Source organism: Streptomyces sp. NPDC012466 (genome assembly GCF_042955215.1).
GTDB lineage: Bacteria > Actinomycetota > Actinomycetes > Streptomycetales > Streptomycetaceae > Streptomyces.
Genome location: NZ_JBIBEQ010000005.1, coordinates 206,721 through 222,381 on the forward strand (window position 1 = coordinate 206,721; position 15,661 = coordinate 222,381).

Annotated in this window: 13 protein-coding genes; 8 read left to right on the forward strand and 5 right to left on the reverse strand. The window is 73.6% G+C overall.

Going from position 1 to position 15,661, the window contains the following annotated elements; genetic code table 11:
* Positions 1-60: 60 nt before the first annotated feature.
* On the forward strand, positions 61-1,146 hold the full coding sequence (locus ACFY9E_RS19975; protein ID WP_390985572.1) for an O-antigen ligase family protein: 1,086 nt from the start codon (positions 61-63) through the stop codon (positions 1,144-1,146).
* A gap of 114 nt (positions 1,147-1,260) precedes the next feature.
* On the opposite strand, the gene ACFY9E_RS19980 is transcribed toward ACFY9E_RS19975, so the two are convergent.
* On the reverse strand, positions 1,261-1,815 hold the full coding sequence (locus tag ACFY9E_RS19980; protein WP_390985575.1) for a hypothetical protein: 555 nt from the start codon (positions 1,813-1,815) through the stop codon (positions 1,261-1,263).
* A 113-nt stretch (positions 1,816-1,928) separates the two neighbouring features.
* Positions 1,929-2,714 (reverse strand): aspartate/glutamate racemase family protein, encoded by a 786-nt coding sequence (locus tag ACFY9E_RS19985; RefSeq protein ID WP_390985577.1) that lies wholly within the window; start codon positions 2,712-2,714, stop codon positions 1,929-1,931.
* Positions 2,715-2,753: 39 nt separating this feature from the next.
* On the opposite strand from ACFY9E_RS19985, the gene ACFY9E_RS19990 reads away from it, so the two are divergent.
* Entirely contained in the window at positions 2,754-3,944 is a 1,191-nt protein-coding gene (locus ACFY9E_RS19990; protein WP_390985580.1) for a glycosyltransferase, read from the forward strand.
* A gap of 16 nt (positions 3,945-3,960) precedes the next feature.
* On the opposite strand, the gene ACFY9E_RS19995 is transcribed toward ACFY9E_RS19990, so the two are convergent.
* Entirely contained in the window at positions 3,961-5,244 is a 1,284-nt protein-coding gene (locus ACFY9E_RS19995; RefSeq protein WP_390985582.1) for a TerD family protein, read from the reverse strand.
* Between the two features lie 298 nt (positions 5,245-5,542).
* Here ACFY9E_RS19995 and ACFY9E_RS20000 point away from each other — a divergent pair, with 298 nt between their 5' ends.
* The 4 genes from ACFY9E_RS20000 (at position 5,543) to ACFY9E_RS20015 (ending at position 10,278) form a co-directional block, all read left to right on the forward strand.
* The gene (locus tag ACFY9E_RS20000; protein WP_390985584.1) at positions 5,543-5,971 is read left to right on the forward strand and encodes a DUF6643 family protein; all 429 of its coding nucleotides are present in this window, start codon (positions 5,543-5,545) and stop codon (positions 5,969-5,971) included.
* Positions 5,972-6,016: 45 nt separating this feature from the next.
* Complete coding sequence (locus tag ACFY9E_RS20005) at positions 6,017-6,898, forward strand: MOSC N-terminal beta barrel domain-containing protein (RefSeq protein WP_390985587.1); 882 nt, start codon at positions 6,017-6,019, stop codon at positions 6,896-6,898.
* A 110-nt stretch (positions 6,899-7,008) separates the two neighbouring features.
* Complete coding sequence (locus ACFY9E_RS20010) at positions 7,009-7,614, forward strand: hypothetical protein (protein WP_390985590.1); 606 nt, start codon at positions 7,009-7,011, stop codon at positions 7,612-7,614.
* Between the two features lie 228 nt (positions 7,615-7,842).
* Complete coding sequence (locus ACFY9E_RS20015; RefSeq protein ID WP_390985593.1) at positions 7,843-10,278, forward strand: right-handed parallel beta-helix repeat-containing protein; 2,436 nt, start codon at positions 7,843-7,845, stop codon at positions 10,276-10,278.
* A 7-nt stretch (positions 10,279-10,285) separates the two neighbouring features.
* Here ACFY9E_RS20015 and ACFY9E_RS20020 read toward each other — a convergent pair whose 3' ends face one another.
* The gene (locus ACFY9E_RS20020; protein WP_390985595.1) at positions 10,286-12,640 is read right to left on the reverse strand and encodes a hypothetical protein; all 2,355 of its coding nucleotides are present in this window, start codon (positions 12,638-12,640) and stop codon (positions 10,286-10,288) included.
* A 288-nt stretch (positions 12,641-12,928) separates the two neighbouring features.
* Here ACFY9E_RS20020 and ACFY9E_RS20025 point away from each other — a divergent pair, with 288 nt between their 5' ends.
* Both ACFY9E_RS20025 and ACFY9E_RS20030 read left to right on the forward strand, forming a co-directional pair.
* Positions 12,929-13,759 (forward strand): DeoR family transcriptional regulator, encoded by an 831-nt coding sequence (locus tag ACFY9E_RS20025; RefSeq protein WP_390985597.1) that lies wholly within the window; start codon positions 12,929-12,931, stop codon positions 13,757-13,759.
* Positions 13,760-13,822: 63 nt separating this feature from the next.
* Complete coding sequence (locus ACFY9E_RS20030; protein WP_390985600.1) at positions 13,823-14,290, forward strand: SRPBCC family protein; 468 nt, start codon at positions 13,823-13,825, stop codon at positions 14,288-14,290.
* 10 nt (positions 14,291-14,300) lie between these two features.
* Here ACFY9E_RS20030 and ACFY9E_RS20035 read toward each other — a convergent pair whose 3' ends face one another.
* A complete protein-coding gene (locus ACFY9E_RS20035) occupies positions 14,301-15,425 on the reverse strand; it encodes a pyridoxal-phosphate dependent enzyme (RefSeq protein ID WP_390985602.1) in 1,125 nt (374 codons plus the stop codon).
* Positions 15,426-15,661 lie beyond the last annotated feature (236 nt).

Below are 15,661 nucleotides of genomic sequence, written 5' to 3' on the forward strand. Positions count from 1 at the left end.
CGGCCCGTTCCGGCCGAGGTCTTCACAGGTCGGGGCACGGGGCGCCGGGGGGCGGGCGGGGTGGGTTCCAAAGGGGTGACGTCCTCGTCCGGAACGGACGCGGACGGCGAGAGACGAATCGTTTTGGACGGGGCGGGCGTCGTGGTGCTGGGGGCCTGCGCCGGCTGGTCCCTGATCACGGCGGCCGTGCACGACGGCAGGCCCGAGGGGGTGCTCCTGGCGGTGCTGGCGGTGGCCGCCGGGTATGCCGCCGGGCGGATCAGCGGGGCGCTGCTGCCGGTCGGAGCACCCGTGGCCGCAGCGCTGGCAGGCATCGCGCTGACCGTGGCCGTTCCCCACCTCGCCCCCGGCCCGCAGATCGCCGCGCCCCTGGGGCATGCCGGGGGGACCGCCGCCGTACTGACACTGTCGGCCGGTGCCGCCTGCTGCGCGGCCTGGGCCGCGCCGGCCCCGGCCGTGCGGTTCGCCCTGCGTCTGCTGGCCGCCGCGATCGCGGCGCTGGCGGCCGTGCTCGGCTCGACCGGTGGCGTCGTGGCCTGTCTCGCGGTGCTGGTGTGCTCGCTGGCCGCCGGCCGTACCCGTCACCGGGGCGCCGGGATGGCCGTACTGGCGGCCGTCGCCGCCCTGGTGACCGGTGTGATCTGGGCGATCGCCGCGCGTGCCGTGCCGGGCGGTCTCGTGGCCGCACTGGAGGGGCGGCTGACGCCGCACCGCGTCCGGCTGTGGCATGAGGCGTGGCATCTGGTGGGCGAGGACACCGCTCTGGGAGCCGGCCCGGGCCGCTTCGGGGAGCTGAGCGCGACATCCGCCCCGTCACTGCTGTCCGACGGCAAGCCCCACTCGGCGCCCCTGCAACAGGCCGCCGAACAGGGCATCGTCGGTGTGATCCTGCTTGCGGCGGCGTTCTGCTGGATGCTGTACGCGCTGTGGCGCGGCCCGCGCCCGACCCCGGTGGCGCTCACCGCGGGCGCGGCCCTGACGGCGCTCGCCGCCATCGCCGCCATCGGCAACGCGCTGAGCTTCACCGCGGTGTCGGTGGGAGCGGGCCTGCTGGCGGGCATGGCCACGGCGCGCCCCCTGGAACCGTCGAGCCGCGCTCCGGAGACACCCGCGCGCGGGGCGGCGAACCGCACCGCTGCGTGGTGACACCGCGCCGCCGACCGGCCGGCATCCGGTCCCCGACGACGGCCGCGCCGCGGCCGGTGATCACCGTCGGTGATCACCGCCGTCGATCACCGACGGTGACGAGCGCCCGGCGATTCAGTGCGCGGGGGCGCCCGGCTTGGTGGGCCGCAGCCGGGCCTCGATCACCCGTACGGCCGCCTCCGCGTCGTCCACGGTGATCGTGAAGGTGTGCCCGTCCCACAGCTCCAGCTCGACGCCCTCACCCCGGCGTACGACCACCGCGGTGCCCTTCTCGGGCCGCCACCGGTAACCCCAGCCGCCCCAGTGGCGGGGGGTGACATGGGAGATGTACGTGGCGCCGACCACCTGGGAGAGCGGGATACGGCGGCGGGGCACGCCGATGTGGCCGCAGCGCACTTCGAGGTGCTCCTCGTCGACCCGCAGGGCGACGTGCACGAAGGCGAGGGTTCCGAAGAGGACCAGCAGCCCGGCGGCGATGCACCCGACGACGGCCATGACGAGCGGGGCGATGCCGGACTTCCAGGCCGAGTCGACGGCCAGCTCGATGCCCAGCGCCATGCAGGCGGCACCCACGAGCGCCAGCAGCCACTGCACCCGGTTGGTGGCACGGCCGGTCCACACGTCCGAGTGCGGGTGGGGGGCGTTCTCGCCGTGGCGGTGGTCCCTCATGTCTTTGAGGGTACTCAGGATTCGCTCCGCTGGTACCTCGTGGCGGAGAGTGACTGCGCCGGCCGGGGGCGGGCTGCCCCGACACGACGATGACCGTCGGTGACGGGTTCCGGTCAGCCGGCGGGCGTGACCGCTTGGAGCAGACGCCCCTCGGCGTACGCCAGGGCGGCGGCGGGCAGCGCGCCCTCGCGTCCGCTGAGCAGCACGGTGAGCGTGCCGTGCGGTGTGGCTCCCGGCGCGGGCTGCTCGCCGAGCCGGCGCAGGGCCTGCGCGGCCACGGCACCCGCCGAGCCGTGCAGCACGAGCGGCGGTCGGCCGGGGCGCTGGACGGCGGTCCGGATGCGCTCGGCGACCAGTTCGTAGTGGGTGCAGCCCAGCACGACGGTCGTCACCTCGTCCGGGGTGAGGGCGGCGGCCGCGGACACGGCCGCGTCGATCGCCGCCTCGTCCGCGTGTTCCACGGCCTCGGCGAGCCCCCAGCACGGCACCTCGGTGACGGGCACGCCGCCGGCGAAGTTCCGGATCAGGTCACGCTGGTAAGGGCTGCCGGTGGTGGCCGGGGTGGCCCAGATGGCGAGGTGCCCGCCGCCGGCCGCGGCCGGTTTGATCGCCGGGACGGTGCCGACGACCGGGAGTCCCGGTTCGAGGCGGGCGCGCAGGGCGGTGAGCGCGTGCACGGTCGCGGTGTTGCAGCCGACGATCAGGGCGTCGGGGCGGCGCGCGGCGGCGGCTTCGGCGACGGCCAGGGCGCGCCTGGTCAGGTCCTGCGGAGTGCGCGGGCCCCACGGCATGCCGTCGGGGTCCAGGGAGAGCACGAGATCGGCGTCGGGGCGCAGCCGCCGTACCGCGGCGGTGGCCGCCAGCAGACCGATTCCGGAGTCCATGAGCGCGATCTTCACCCGATCACGATAGACGATGAGCGGTCCCGGGCAGGTCCGGTGGGGCAGACTGCGCGCGTGAGCGCCGTTGTGTGGACTGCCGCTGGATCACTGTTCGCCTGGCTGTGGCTGCTGCTCTGCCAGGGCTTCTTCTGGCGCACCGATGTGCGGCTGCCTTCGCGCGAGGAGCCGGACGCGTGGCCGTCCGTGTGCGTGGTCGTCCCCGCGCGCGACGAGGCGGCCGTGCTGCCCGCCGCGCTGCCCTCGCTGCTGAGCCAGGACTACCCGGGGCGGGCGGAGATCTTCCTCGTCGACGACGGCAGTTCGGACGGCACCGGTGATCTGGCGCGTGAGCTGGCGCGCCGGCACGGTGGGCTGCCGCTGACCGTGGGCTCGCCGGGCGAGCCTCCGGTGGGCTGGACCGGCAAGCTGTGGGCGGTACGCCACGGCATCGGGCTGGCACGCGCGCGTGAGCCCGAGTACCTCCTCCTGACGGACGCCGACATCGCGCACGCGCCGGACAGTCTGCGCGAGCTGGTGGCGGCGGCCGGTTCCGGTGGGTTCGACGTCGTCTCCCAGATGGCCCGGCTGCGGGCGGAGAGCGTGTGGGAGCGACTCGTCGTGCCGGCGTTCGTCTACTTCTTCGCGCAGCTCTACCCCTTCCGCCGGATCGGCAGGAAGGGCCGGACGGCGGCCGCGGCCGGGGGCTGTGTCCTGCTGCGGGCGGATGCGGCCGAGCGGGCGCGGATCCCGGACGCGATCCGGCACGCCGTGATCGACGACGTCGCGCTCGCCCGGGCCGTCAAGCGCGGCGGCGGCCGCGTCTGGCTGGGGCTCGCCGAGCGGGTGGACAGCGTGCGGCCGTATCCGCGGCTGCACGACCTGTGGCGCATGGTCTCGCGCAGCGCGTACGCCCAGTTGCGGCACAGCCCCCCGCTGCTGGCCGGGACGGTCGCCGGACTGGCACTGGTGTACCTGGTCCCGCCCGTGGCCCTCCTGGCCGGCCTCGCCGCCGGCAGCAGTGCGGCGGCGGTCCTCGGCGGTCTCGCGTGGCTCGTCATGGCGGGGACGTACGTCCCGATGCTCCGTTACTACCGGCAGCCGCTGTGGCTCGCTCCCCTGCTGCCGTTCACCGCGTTCCTCTATCTCCTCATGACGGTCGACTCGGCGGTGCAGCACTACCGGGGGCGCGGTGCGGCCTGGAAGGGCCGCACCTACGCCCGTCCGGACGCCGTGCCCGAGGAGGGCTGACGGCGGCCGGACTCAGTCACTTCCGGCCGGGGGTCCAGTTCATGCCCCACCCGTAGGCGTGGTCGACGGTCCGCTGCGGGCTCACCCCGCGGTCGGGTACCAGGTAGCGCGCCTCCCGCTGGACGACCAGGTCGCCGCCGCTGTTGGTGATCAGGGCGAGCGCGCACACGAGCGAGGGGACCGTGCACTCGTCGAGGGAGAACTCGATCGGCGCCCCGTACTGGGGCTGGAGCGTCACCGACGCGTTCAGATCGGCGAAGGAGCGGGCGCCTTCGTAGATGGTGACGAAGACGAGGATCCGCCGGAAGGCCTCCTTGTGGTCGAGATTGACGGTGAGGTTCTCACCGGTCGACACGGCACCGGTGCGGTCGTCTCCGTCGAGGTGGATGTACGGCGGCTGGTGCAGCGCCCCGAAGCTGTTGCCGAGGGCCTGCACAACGCCCTTGCTGCCGTCGGTGAGTTCGTACAGCGCGCACAGGTCGAGGTCGAGGTCGGAGTGCATCGCGGCCGGGCGTCCGAACTTGCTGCTCCACCCCGAGAACTGCTTGCGGACCTCCCAGTTGAGGTTCACGTGCAGCGCGCCGGAGGTGCCGCCCTGCTTCGTGAGCGAGACCGAGGGGGCCGCCTTGGTGAGCGTCACCTTGGTGAGGCGGACGGGCGCGGGCGGCGCGGCGGGCGGGGGCGGGGCCACGGGCTGCGGCGCCGGCGGAGGCGTGTACGCGGCGGGCGGTGTGACGGGGGCAGGCGCCGGAGCCATGGCCGGTGCCGGAGCCGTCTGCTGCGGCTCGTCCACCGTGATGCCGTAGTCCGTGGCCAGCCCTTCGAGTCCGCTGCTGTAGCCCTGGCCGACGGCGCGGAACTTCCAGGCGCCCTGGCGACGGTAGAACTCGCCCAGCACGAAAGCGGTTTCAGTGGTGGCGCCCGGGTTGTCGAAACGGGCCACCGCCGCGCCCTGGGCGGCATCCTGGACCTCGATGTACAGGTCGGGGACCTGCCCGAAGGGGCCGCCGTCGGAGGAGGCGGCCAGGACGACCGTCTCGATCGCGCTCTCCACGCGCGCGAGGTCGACGAGGAGGGTGTCGGTCACCCGGCCGCCGGCGTTGCGCTTGCCCTCGTGCCGGATGGCGCCGGAGGAGTGCGCGGGCTGGTTGTAGAAGACGAAGTCCGCGTCCGAGCGGACTTTTCCGCTTACCAGCAGCAAAGCGGAGGCGTCGGCGTCCGGCACTCCGGGGCCGGTCCGCCATCCCAATTCCACCCGCAGTGCCGCGGTGGGCACCGGGGTATTTGAACCTTTCAGCATTTGCATGTCCGCCCCCATGGAGTGTCACCGCGCCAGGCCCGTCCCGGCCGTCCGTCCGGTTCCGTCCGCACAACCTATTCCTTGCCGCGGCGAAGTCCCATGATGTGCGACCGGTGAAGCCCGAGCCCAACCGCTGGTAACCCACCCGGAACTCGGCCTTTACACGATCAAGCCCCCCGTTCGCCGCCCCTTTTTGCCGAGTTCGCTCGCATTGGGGATCCCGGGTCACTGCGCGCACGGAAAACAACCCTCTTATCGGTCTCCCCAACCAGCACATCGTGGGCTTAACTTATGTGCCATGACCTCCCCCCGCTCCACCTATGGCGGCGGCTACTACTCCGCCTCCTTCCCGGACACCCCGATCTACGACAAGCTCGTCGCCGAGCGGGGCACCCCGCAGATCGCCCCGATCCGGGTCCCCGCTCAGTACGACATGCCGGGCGGCAACCTGCCCGCCCTCCCGTCGGCGCTGCCCGCCCTTCCGGCAGCTCCCTCCCAGCCCGTCTACGGCTACCCGCAGGCGCAGCAGCCCGCACCGCTGCAACAGGCGCCCGCGGCGTACATCCCGCAGCAGGCCACCGCTCCGCGCGGCTACCCCGGCCCCCAGCCGCAGCAGCCGCGTCCGACGGCCCCCGCCGGCTACGAGGCGATGCGCCCCGCGGCTCCCCGGCCGGCCCCGGCCCCCTATCAGGACCCGTACAACAACCAGCAGTACCGCGGGTACTGAGCCGCCCCCCGGGGGGCTGTCGGTGCCGGCTGGCACGATGGCCCCATGGGGAACGCTCACCTGCACTCGCTTCACATCCATCCGGTCAAGGCGGTCCGGGGCCCGGCGCCCCGGGAGGCCGTCGTGGAGCCCTGGGGCCTGGCCGGTGACCGGCGCTGGGTGCTGATCGACGACGGGGGAAAGGTCGTCACACAACGCCTGCTGCCGCGCCTCGCGCTCGCCGCCGCCGAGCCGCTGCCCGGTGGCGCTGTCCGGCTGTCCGCGCCCGGCATGCGGCCGCTGACGGTGCCCGTCCCCCGGCCCCTCGCCACCGTCACGGTGGAGATCTTCCGCGACAAGGCCGAGGCGGTCCCGGCCGAGGACGAGGCCGCGCACGCCTGGGTCAGCTCCTTCCTCGGCATCGACGCGCGCCTGGCGTACATGGACGAGCCGGCCACGCGCCGGCCCATCGCCCCGGAGTACGCGCGACCCGGTGAGACAGTCTCCTTCGCCGACGGCTTCCCCCTGCTGCTCACCACGACGGCCTCGCTCGACGCCCTCAACTCCCTGATCGCGCAAGGCGAGCACGCCGGCGAGGGCCCGCTGCCCATGAACCGCTTCCGGCCGAACGTGGTCGTGGCGGGCACCCCCGCGTGGGCCGAGGACGACTGGTGTCGCCTCGCCGTCGGGGAGGTGCACTTCCGCGTGGCCAAGCCCTGCGGCCGGTGCGTGGTCACCACCACCGACCAGGACACCGGCGAGCGCGGCCGCGAGCCCCTGTTCAGCCTGGGGCGGCACCGGCGGCTCGGCGGCAAGCTGGTCTTCGGGCAGAACCTGGTCCCCCTCTCCCGGGGCACCATCCGGGTGGGTGACCCGGTCAGGATCCTCGAACAGCGCTCCGACGGCCGCGGGAACCGCGCCGCCGGCCCGGGCGTTGGGCTTGTGTGAGAAATTCATGAGATGCCCTGGGGAGAGGTGACGTCGCTCTCTCTTCGAGGAGTCCGCGCGCGGACAGCTCCGCCGGGGAGTATCACGGAGCGGGGAAGGGGGTGCAGGCGGTGCGAGCGATCAGCGGACTCTGGCGCTGGCGGCGCAATCCACTGTGCCGCGCGACCGACCTGGCCGAGGCCTGGGTGGCCCTGGCCGCCCTGCTGCTGATCCTGCTGGCCGCCCCGGTGGTGGGCTCCCTCGTCGGAGGAGCCGCGCAGGACGCGCTGCAGCGCTCCGTCCGGGCACAGCACGAAGCGCGGCATCTGGTGACGGCCACCGTGGTCCGCAAGCTGGACCGCTCCCCGCTGGACGCCGACCCGGAGACCTCCTCGGGCAGAGACCTGCGCAACCGCGTCCTCGCCGACTGGACAGCGCCGGACGGCTCCCCGCACCGGGGGCCCGTCCTGGCGAGCCTCAAGGACCCGCGGCAGGGCGACGAGTTCCGGATATGGACCGACCGGCACGGCCGGATGGTGGCCCGCCCGCTCGACTCCGCGACGGCCTCGACGCACGCGGTCCTCGCCGGCTTCGGCGCGGCCCTGGCGACGGGCGGCCTCATCGAGGGCGGCAGACGGCTGATCGTCTGGCGCATGGTCCGCCGCCGGTACGCCCGTTGGGACCAGGCATGGGACAGGGCGGGTCCGGACTGGGGCAGGACGGGCGCCGGCAGCTGACGGCCTTCCGGCTCTGGTCAACCCACCACCCGCGCGCACGCTACGGTGGTCCGGCCGAACCGTTCGGCACAACCCGCGCGCGAGCGAGCCCCAGGGACGCGCCGGTGTCGGTGCCGCGTGCGCGCCCGGGCCCCCACGGCCGGGCTCGGTCGCGGTCGCGACCCCGGCCGGAGCGCCCCGAGGGCGGACGAGCCATCAGTACGACCGAGGTGGGGGCACAGCTACACCATGGCACAGGGCACGGTCCAGGTGACGCACACCGGCACGTCGCGGTGGCGGCGCCGCACGGGTGAGTACGCATCGCTCGCCGCCGCCCTGGAGGCCGCGGCCGACGGAGACGTCCTCACCGTCGCCCCCGGCACCTACCGGGAGAACCTCGTCCTGCAGCGCGCGGTGACCCTGCGGGGTCCCGAGGGCTCCCCCGGCTCCGTGCGGATCGCGCCCGTGGACGGAGTGCCGCTGACCGTGCGCGCCTCGGCGGTGGTGCAGGACCTCCACGTGGAGGGCCAGGACGCGGCCGCACCCGCCGTGCTGGTGGAGGAGGGCACCCCGGAGCTGCGGGACGTGCGGGTCGTGACCCGGTCGGCGGCCGGGATCGAGGTGCGCGGCAGCGCACGGCCCACGGTGCGGCGCTGCGCTGTCGACAACCCGGCGGGCATCGGCATCGCCGTACTCGACGGCGCGGGCGGGGTGTTCGAGGAGTGCGAGGTCGTCGCGGCCGGCCAGGCGGGCGTGGCGGTGCGCGGCGGCGCCCACCCCCGCCTGGAGCGCTGCCGGATCCACCACACCTCGGGCTCGGGCCTGTCGGCGACCGGGGAGAACTCGGCGCTGGAAGCGGTGGGCTGCGAGATCTACGAAGTGCGGGGCAGCGGTGTGCAGATCACCGGCCGGGCCACCGCGCACCTCACCGACTGCGATGTGCACCGCACGACGGCCGACGGGGTCACGCTCGACACGGACGCCGTACTGACGCTCGCCGACTGCCGTATCCACGACATCCCGGAGAACGCGGTCGACCTGCGCTCCCGTTCCGTTCTCACGCTGACCCGCACCACGGTGCGGCAGTTCGGGCGCAACGGCCTGTCGGTGTGGGACCCGGGCACACGCGTGGACGCCAACCAGTGCGAGATCTTCGACAGCACGGGCGACTACCCGGCGGTGTGGGTGAGCGACGGGGCGACGGCGGTGCTCGACTCGTGCCGGGTGCACGACGTGCCGGACGCGCTGTTCGTCCTGGACCGCGGTTCGCGCGCGGACGTCGTCGACACCGACCTCTCGCAGGTGCGCAACACGGCCGTGTCGGTGAGCGACGGCGCGACCGCGCAGCTCGACGACTGCCGGATCCGGGACGCGGCGACGGGCGCCTGGTTCCGCGACCACGGCAGCGGCGGCACGCTCAGCAACTGCACGGTGGACGGCACCCAGACCGGCGTGATCGTCACCAAGGGCGCCGATCCCACCGTGGAGCGCTGCACGATCGACTCCCCGGCGGAGGCCGGCGTCTACGTCTCGGCCGGTGGCCGGGGCAGCTTCCTCAACTGCCGGGTCACGGGCAGTGGCGGCTACGGCTTCCATGTGATCGACGGCAGCCGTACGACGCTGCGCAAGTGCCGCACGGAGCGGTGCGCGCGCGGGGGCTACGAGTTCGCGGACGGCGGTGCGGACGCGGCGTCCGGAGCGAGCCCGCTGGTCGAGGACTGCACGAGCGACGAGAGCGGCGGGCCGCGCACGCCCGCGGCGCGGGAGACGGCCGTGCAGACGGCGAGCCACTCCCCCGGCCTGCTGGGCGCGGTCCCGGGTCCGCGCGTTGAACCGGAGCCCCCGGCACCGGTCGCCGAGCCCGAGCAGCCTGCCCGCTCCTCCAAGGATGTCCTGGGTGAACTGGACGCGCTGGTGGGCCTGGAGAGCGTCAAGCGCGAGGTGCGCGCCCTCACCGACATGATCGAGGTCGGCCGGCGCCGGCAGCAGGCGGGTCTGAAGGCGGCGTCGGTCAAGCGGCACCTGGTCTTCACGGGCTCCCCCGGCACCGGCAAGACGACGGTCGCGCGGCTCTACGGCGAGATCCTCGCCTCCCTCGGCGTGCTGGAGAAGGGCCATCTGGTCGAGGTGTCCCGCGTCGACCTGGTCGGCGAGCACATCGGCTCGACGGCGATCCGCACCCAGGAGGTCTTCGAGAAGGCGCGCGGCGGCGTGCTGTTCATCGACGAGGCCTACGCGCTGTCCCCTCAGGACGCGGGCCGCGACTTCGGCAAGGAGGCCATCGACACCCTGGTGAAGCTGATGGAGGACCACCGGGACGCGGTCGTGGTGATCGTCGCGGGCTACACGGCGGAGATGGAGCGCTTCCTGTCGGTCAACCCGGGGGTGGCGTCCCGCTTCTCACGGACCATCACCTTCAGCGACTACGGCCCCGATGACCTGCTGCGGATCGTGGAGCAGCAGGCCGAGGAGCACGAGTACCGGCTCGCGCCGGGCGCGGCGGAGGCCCTGCGGAAGTACTTCACGGTGCTCCCCAAGGGCCCGGCGTTCGGTAACGGCCGTACCGCGCGGCAGACCTTCGAGGCCATGGTCGAGCGGCACGCGAGCCGGGTCGCCCAGGTCGTGGAGCCGAGCACGGACGACCTGACGCTCCTCTACGGCGAGGATCTGCCCGAGCTCCTCTGAGATCCCCTCAGGCGGCGGGCGGCTCGGGCCCGGGACGGGGCGAGGGCACCTCCGGGACGTCCGGCCGCAGCCGGGCCAGCAGCTTGCGGCGTTCCTCGGCGAAGGCCGGGTCGGCCTGGTAATCGGAGTGACCGAGGATCGGCGCGGGCAGCGGCAGGAGATCGGTGCGGCCGTAGGCGAGCGGGTCCATCAGGGGGGCGTGGTCGACCTGCGGGCCGCGGTCGCCGGGCAGGCGCACCGGGCCGCCGATGGGGTCGGTCAGCCGGTACAGGTTCCGCCAGCAGTCGACGTCCCGGTGCAGGGAGCCGAGCGCGGCGGGTCCGAAGTGCGCCGGGAACCAGCGGCCGTAGAGGCGCTCCAGTGGGGAGCCGTAGGTGAGCAGTGCGACCCGTTTGCGGGCGGACGGGGCGAGTTGCCAGGCCGCGGCGGCGGCGAGCACGCTGCCCTGCGAATGGCCGGAGAGGACCAGCCGTCCGCCGGTGACACGGGTCCAGGTCGCTATCCGCCAGGTCAGGTCGGGTACCGCGCGCTCGGCGTAGCAGGGCGGGGCGAAGGGGTGGGAGGCGCGCGGCCAGAAGGTGCCGACGTCCCACAGGATGCCGATGGTGCGGCGGGCCGCGGCGTCCTTGTAGGCGCGCCGGCCCCAGGTGACGAAGAGTATGAAGCCGAGCCCGATGAGCCAGGAGCCGAGCGCCTGGGCGGTCTCGGCGGCGCCGTGGACGACGGGGTAGGTGCCCTGCGCGGCCTCGCCCGGGGTTTCGTCGGTGACCAGGGCGCCCACGAGGGCTCCGGCGCCGAGCAGCAGCGTGACACCGGAGGTGACGGCGACGATGCGGGGTCCCCGGTCGGTGAGCGCGGCCATCGCCCGGGTGGAGGCGATACGGCGGGTGCGGGCGGGGTCCAGGTCCTCGTCCGGGTAGTCGAGTGCCACGGCGATCCGCTCGGCCCGGGCGAGTTGCCAGGCACGATGGCCCAGCCAGCCGATGAGCCCCAGCAGGACGACGAGCAGCGGCGGGATCACGGACGCCTGCCACGTCAGCAGGACCGGCGGGCCCTCGATCGACGCTCCGGTGCCGTCCAGCCAGTCGGACACGCGCTGGGACACGCCGCCGGACATCACCCCGCCCAATGCGCAGGCCAGCATCGCCACGGCCGGTCCGCCCAGGCCCCGCAGTACCGCCCGCCGGCCGGGGTCGGTGCGGTGGAGAACGTGGGCGACGACACCGAGGACGATCACGAGCAGGCCCTGGATCAGGGCGATCCCGCCGAAGGTGGCGTCGCCCGGCAGCCTGCCTTGCGACGTCCACCCGGGGCGCTCCCATCCGGCGTACAGCAGGGCGAGGGCGAGCAGGACGAGCGCGGCGAGCGGCAGACGTCGTACGAAGCGCTCGTCGAGCTCCCGGTCCAGCCGTTTCTCGCTGCGGCCCCGGCGGCACACCACCCACACCACGGCGACCGCGCAGGCCACGAGGGCCGCTTCCAGGATCAGGCCCAGGGTGTCGAGGACGGCGGGGCCGCCGGGACGGCGGTCGTGGCGGGCGGCCGCGCTGCCGACCGCGGCGGCGACCGTGATCAGGCCGGCGGCGGTGTGCGCGGCACGCAACCGCGCCACCAGCCGGCGTCCGTACCAGAACCCGGGCCGGCCGAGTGCGGTCGGGCCGCCGTCTCCTTCGGGCTCGGGGGCGCGTTCGATGGGCTGCTGGGACTCGTAGTCGCTCCACGTACGCCGGGACAGGTACCACAGCAGGACGGTCAGGGCGGTGGGGACGGCCGCGGCGAGGGCGAGCCTGCGGCCCGGGGCGCTCCACCAGCCGCCGTCCGAGACGGTGGGTGAGAGGAAGCCCAGCCAGGTGTGGCGGTCGGCGCAGGCGGTGGTGCCCGCGCACTGCCAGGCCGCCAGGTCGAGGGCGACCTCGCAGGCCGCGGCGACGAGCAGCACCGTCAGTGTGAGCCCGGCGAGCCGCACCAGGAGGCCGTACAGGCGCACGGTGCGGCGGCGGCCGTGGGCGGTGGGGCGCATCCAGTGGGCGAGGTTGACGACCATGAAGGGCAGCAGCAGCAACCACAGGGCGCGGGTGCCGTTGCCGGAGGTGAGGTTGCACCAGACGTACGCCTCGGGCACCGGTTCCTCGCGGTGGCGGTCGCCGGGGCTGTGCTCGGCGTCGACGTCGTCGGCGCGCCGGAAGACGGCCGCGGTGCCGTCGCCGGTGATCCGCACCGTGCGCGGATCGTTGAGCATCTCCTGCGGTGTGGTGCCGCCCACGCCGTGGACCAGGAGTTCCAGTGCGGTCCCGGTTTCGCCGGGCCGCGCGGCGGGACCGTCCGGTCCGCCGGTCGACGCATGTTCCCGCGCACGTTCCACTGATTCGCACTTCCCCCGTGACACGCCGTCGGCTCCGTCCGTGCGGGCACAAGGATCTCCACTTCCGCGGCGGCGCACACCTGCTGTCACGGAATCTCCCCGATCCGTGATGAACCGCGGTGACACGTGAGCCACGGGTGACGTGTGCGCGACGAGCGGTCGGTGGCTCTCCCCACTCCTCGACATGCGAGGATGGGACGTCCTCGCACCGGAGCAAGGAAGAATGTCCCAGTCGAAGCCGGTGCGGGGTGTGTCGGACGGCATTGAGGCGAAAGGACCGGAGCGTACGTGAGCGAGAATCAGAACCTCCTCGCGGAGCAGCGGAGATCCCTGATCCTCGACGAGGTCCGCCGCCGGGGCGGTGTCCGGGTCAACGAGCTGACCCGCAAGCTCGGCGTGTCGGACATGACGGTCCGCCGCGACCTCGACGCGCTCGCCCGCCAGGGCGTGCTGGAGAAGGTGCACGGCGGCGCGGTCCCGGTGGTCGAGGCGAGTACGCACGAACCGGGCTTCGAGGCCAAGTCCGGCCTGGAGCTGACCGCCAAGGAGGACATCGCGCGCGCCGCGGCCAAGCTGGTCGCGCCGGGCGCGGCGATCGCCCTGTCGGGCGGTACGACGACCTTCGCGCTGGCGCACCAGCTGCTGGACGTCCCGGACCTCACGGTGGTCACCAACTCGGTGCGGGTCGCCGACGTGTTCCACGCGGCGCAGCGCACCTCGGGCCCCCGGCAGGGTGCGGCCACGGTCGTGCTGACGGGCGGGGTGCGCACGCCCTCCGACTCGCTGGTGGGCCCGGTGGCCGACCAGGCGATCGCGGCGCTCCACTTCGACCTGCTGTTCCTCGGGGTGCACGGCATATCGCTCGAGGCCGGCCTGTCGACGCCGAACCTCGCGGAGGCCGAGACGAACCGGCGGCTCGTCCAGTCCGCCCGCCGTGTGGTCGTGGTCGCGGACCACACCAAGTGGGGCAAGGTGGGACTGAGTTCGTTCGCCTCGCTGGAGCGGATCGACACGCTGGTCACGGACGCCGGCCTTCCGGAGGAGGCGCGCGGGGTGGTCGCCGAGCACCTGCGGCGCCTGGTGGTGGCCGGGGAGCCCGAGGGCGATACAGACACCTGACGGGTCGCCAGCTAGGGTGACGCTCCACGGTCTCGACCGCTGCCGTTCAGGAGGGCTTCGTCCATGGCTCGTCGACTGCGCCCGGTGGGGCTCGACTTCGTCGGGATCGCGCCCGTTCGGCACGTTTTCGCCCGAGGGGTTGCCGCCCCGGTGGAACAGGTCTACGACGCGCTCGCGAGCGTGCCCGGCTGGACCGAGTGGTTCCCGCGGGTGACGGCCGCCCGCCCGGTCGACGCGGGCGCGGGGCGCGACATCACGCTCACCGGCGGCATCCGGTTCCGCGAGTCGATCATCGCGGCGGAGGCACCCGAGGTGTACGCCTATCGCGTCGACGTCACCAACGTGCCGGGCGTGCGGGCGATAGCCGAGGAATGGCGGCTCGCGCCGGTCGGCGGCGGCACCCGGGTGCGGTGGACGTTCGCCACCGAAGGAACGGCCGCCTACCGGCTGGCCGTGAAAGCGGTGCGCGGGGGCCAGGCACGCGCGTTCCGGGACGCCATGACGGCACTGGAGCGGCGGCTGGGCGCCTGAGGGCCCGGACTCAGTCGCGCCAGACGCCCGTCTTCAGCAACGAGTCGATCGCGGCCGTGTACGGCTCGATGTCCAGCCCCTGGGCCGCCAGCCAGGCGTCCGAGTAGTACTTGTCGAGATACCGGTCCCCCGGGTCGCACAGCAGGGTCACGACGCTGCCCTGCCGCCCCTCGGACACCATCTCCGCGACGATCTTCAGCGCGCTCCACAACCCCGTGCCGGTCGAGCCGCCCGCCTTGCGGCCGATGGCGCGCTCCAGGGCCCGCACGGCGGCGACGCTGGCCGCGTCGGGCACCTTCATCATCCGGTCGATCGCGCCGGGCACGAAGCTCGGTTCCATCCGGGGCCGGCCGATGCCCTCGATGCGGGAGCCGCAGTCGCAGGTGACGTCCGGATCGCCGGTGGTCCAGCCCTCGAAGAAGCACGAGTTCTCGGGGTCGGCCACGCAGACGCGGGTGTCGTACTGCATGTAGTGGACGTAGCGCGCGAGGGTCGCGGAGGTGCCGCCGGTGCCCGCCGTGGCGACGATCCACGCCGGCTCGGGGAACCGCTCCAGCCGCAGCTGGCGGAAGATGGATTCGGCGATGTTGTTGTTCCCGCGCCAGTCCGTGGCCCGCTCGGCGTAGGTGAACTGGTCCATGTAGTGGCCGCCGGTCTCGGTCGCGAGGCGGGCCGACTCCTCGTACATCGTGCGGGGGTCGTCCACGAAGTGACATCGACCGGAGTGGAACTCGATGAGGCGGATCTTCTCGGCGCTCGTCGTGCGCGGCATGACGGCGATGAAGGGCACGCCGATCAGCTTCGCGAAGTACGCCTCGGAGACGGCCGTCGAGCCGCTGGAGGCCTCGATGACGGGCCGGTCCGGCCGGATCCAGCCATTGCAGAGGCCGTAGAGGAAGAGGGAGCGGGCGAGGCGGTGCTTGAGGCTGCCGGTGGGGTGGGTCGACTCGTCCTTCAGGTACAGATCGATGCCCCACCGCTCGGGCAGGGGGAACTGGAGCAGATGTGTGTCTGCCGAGCGGTTGGCGTCCGCCTGGACTCTGCGGACGGCTTCCTTGAGCCACGCCCGGTAGGCGGCGTCGCTGTGGTCGACGTCGAGGGTCACGCCGGTCCGGGTCTGCTGGGGAGTGCTCACGAGGGGGCTCCTAACGCTGCGCGCCGTCGACGCGCCGCGCGGCCGACACCTCCGATCATAAGCACCTTACGCACGCTTCTCACCTGCATAAACGCATCTTTGAGCCCCCCAAAGCGCCCCCAGGGGCAGGGCCGGTGCAAGGGGGCGCGCAGACCGGGGGGCGCATGGGCGGGCGTGCTGCGGGCGCCCCCCGGCGAGGGGCTCGCGGGCACTGGTGCTCGACGCCGGGCAGGGGC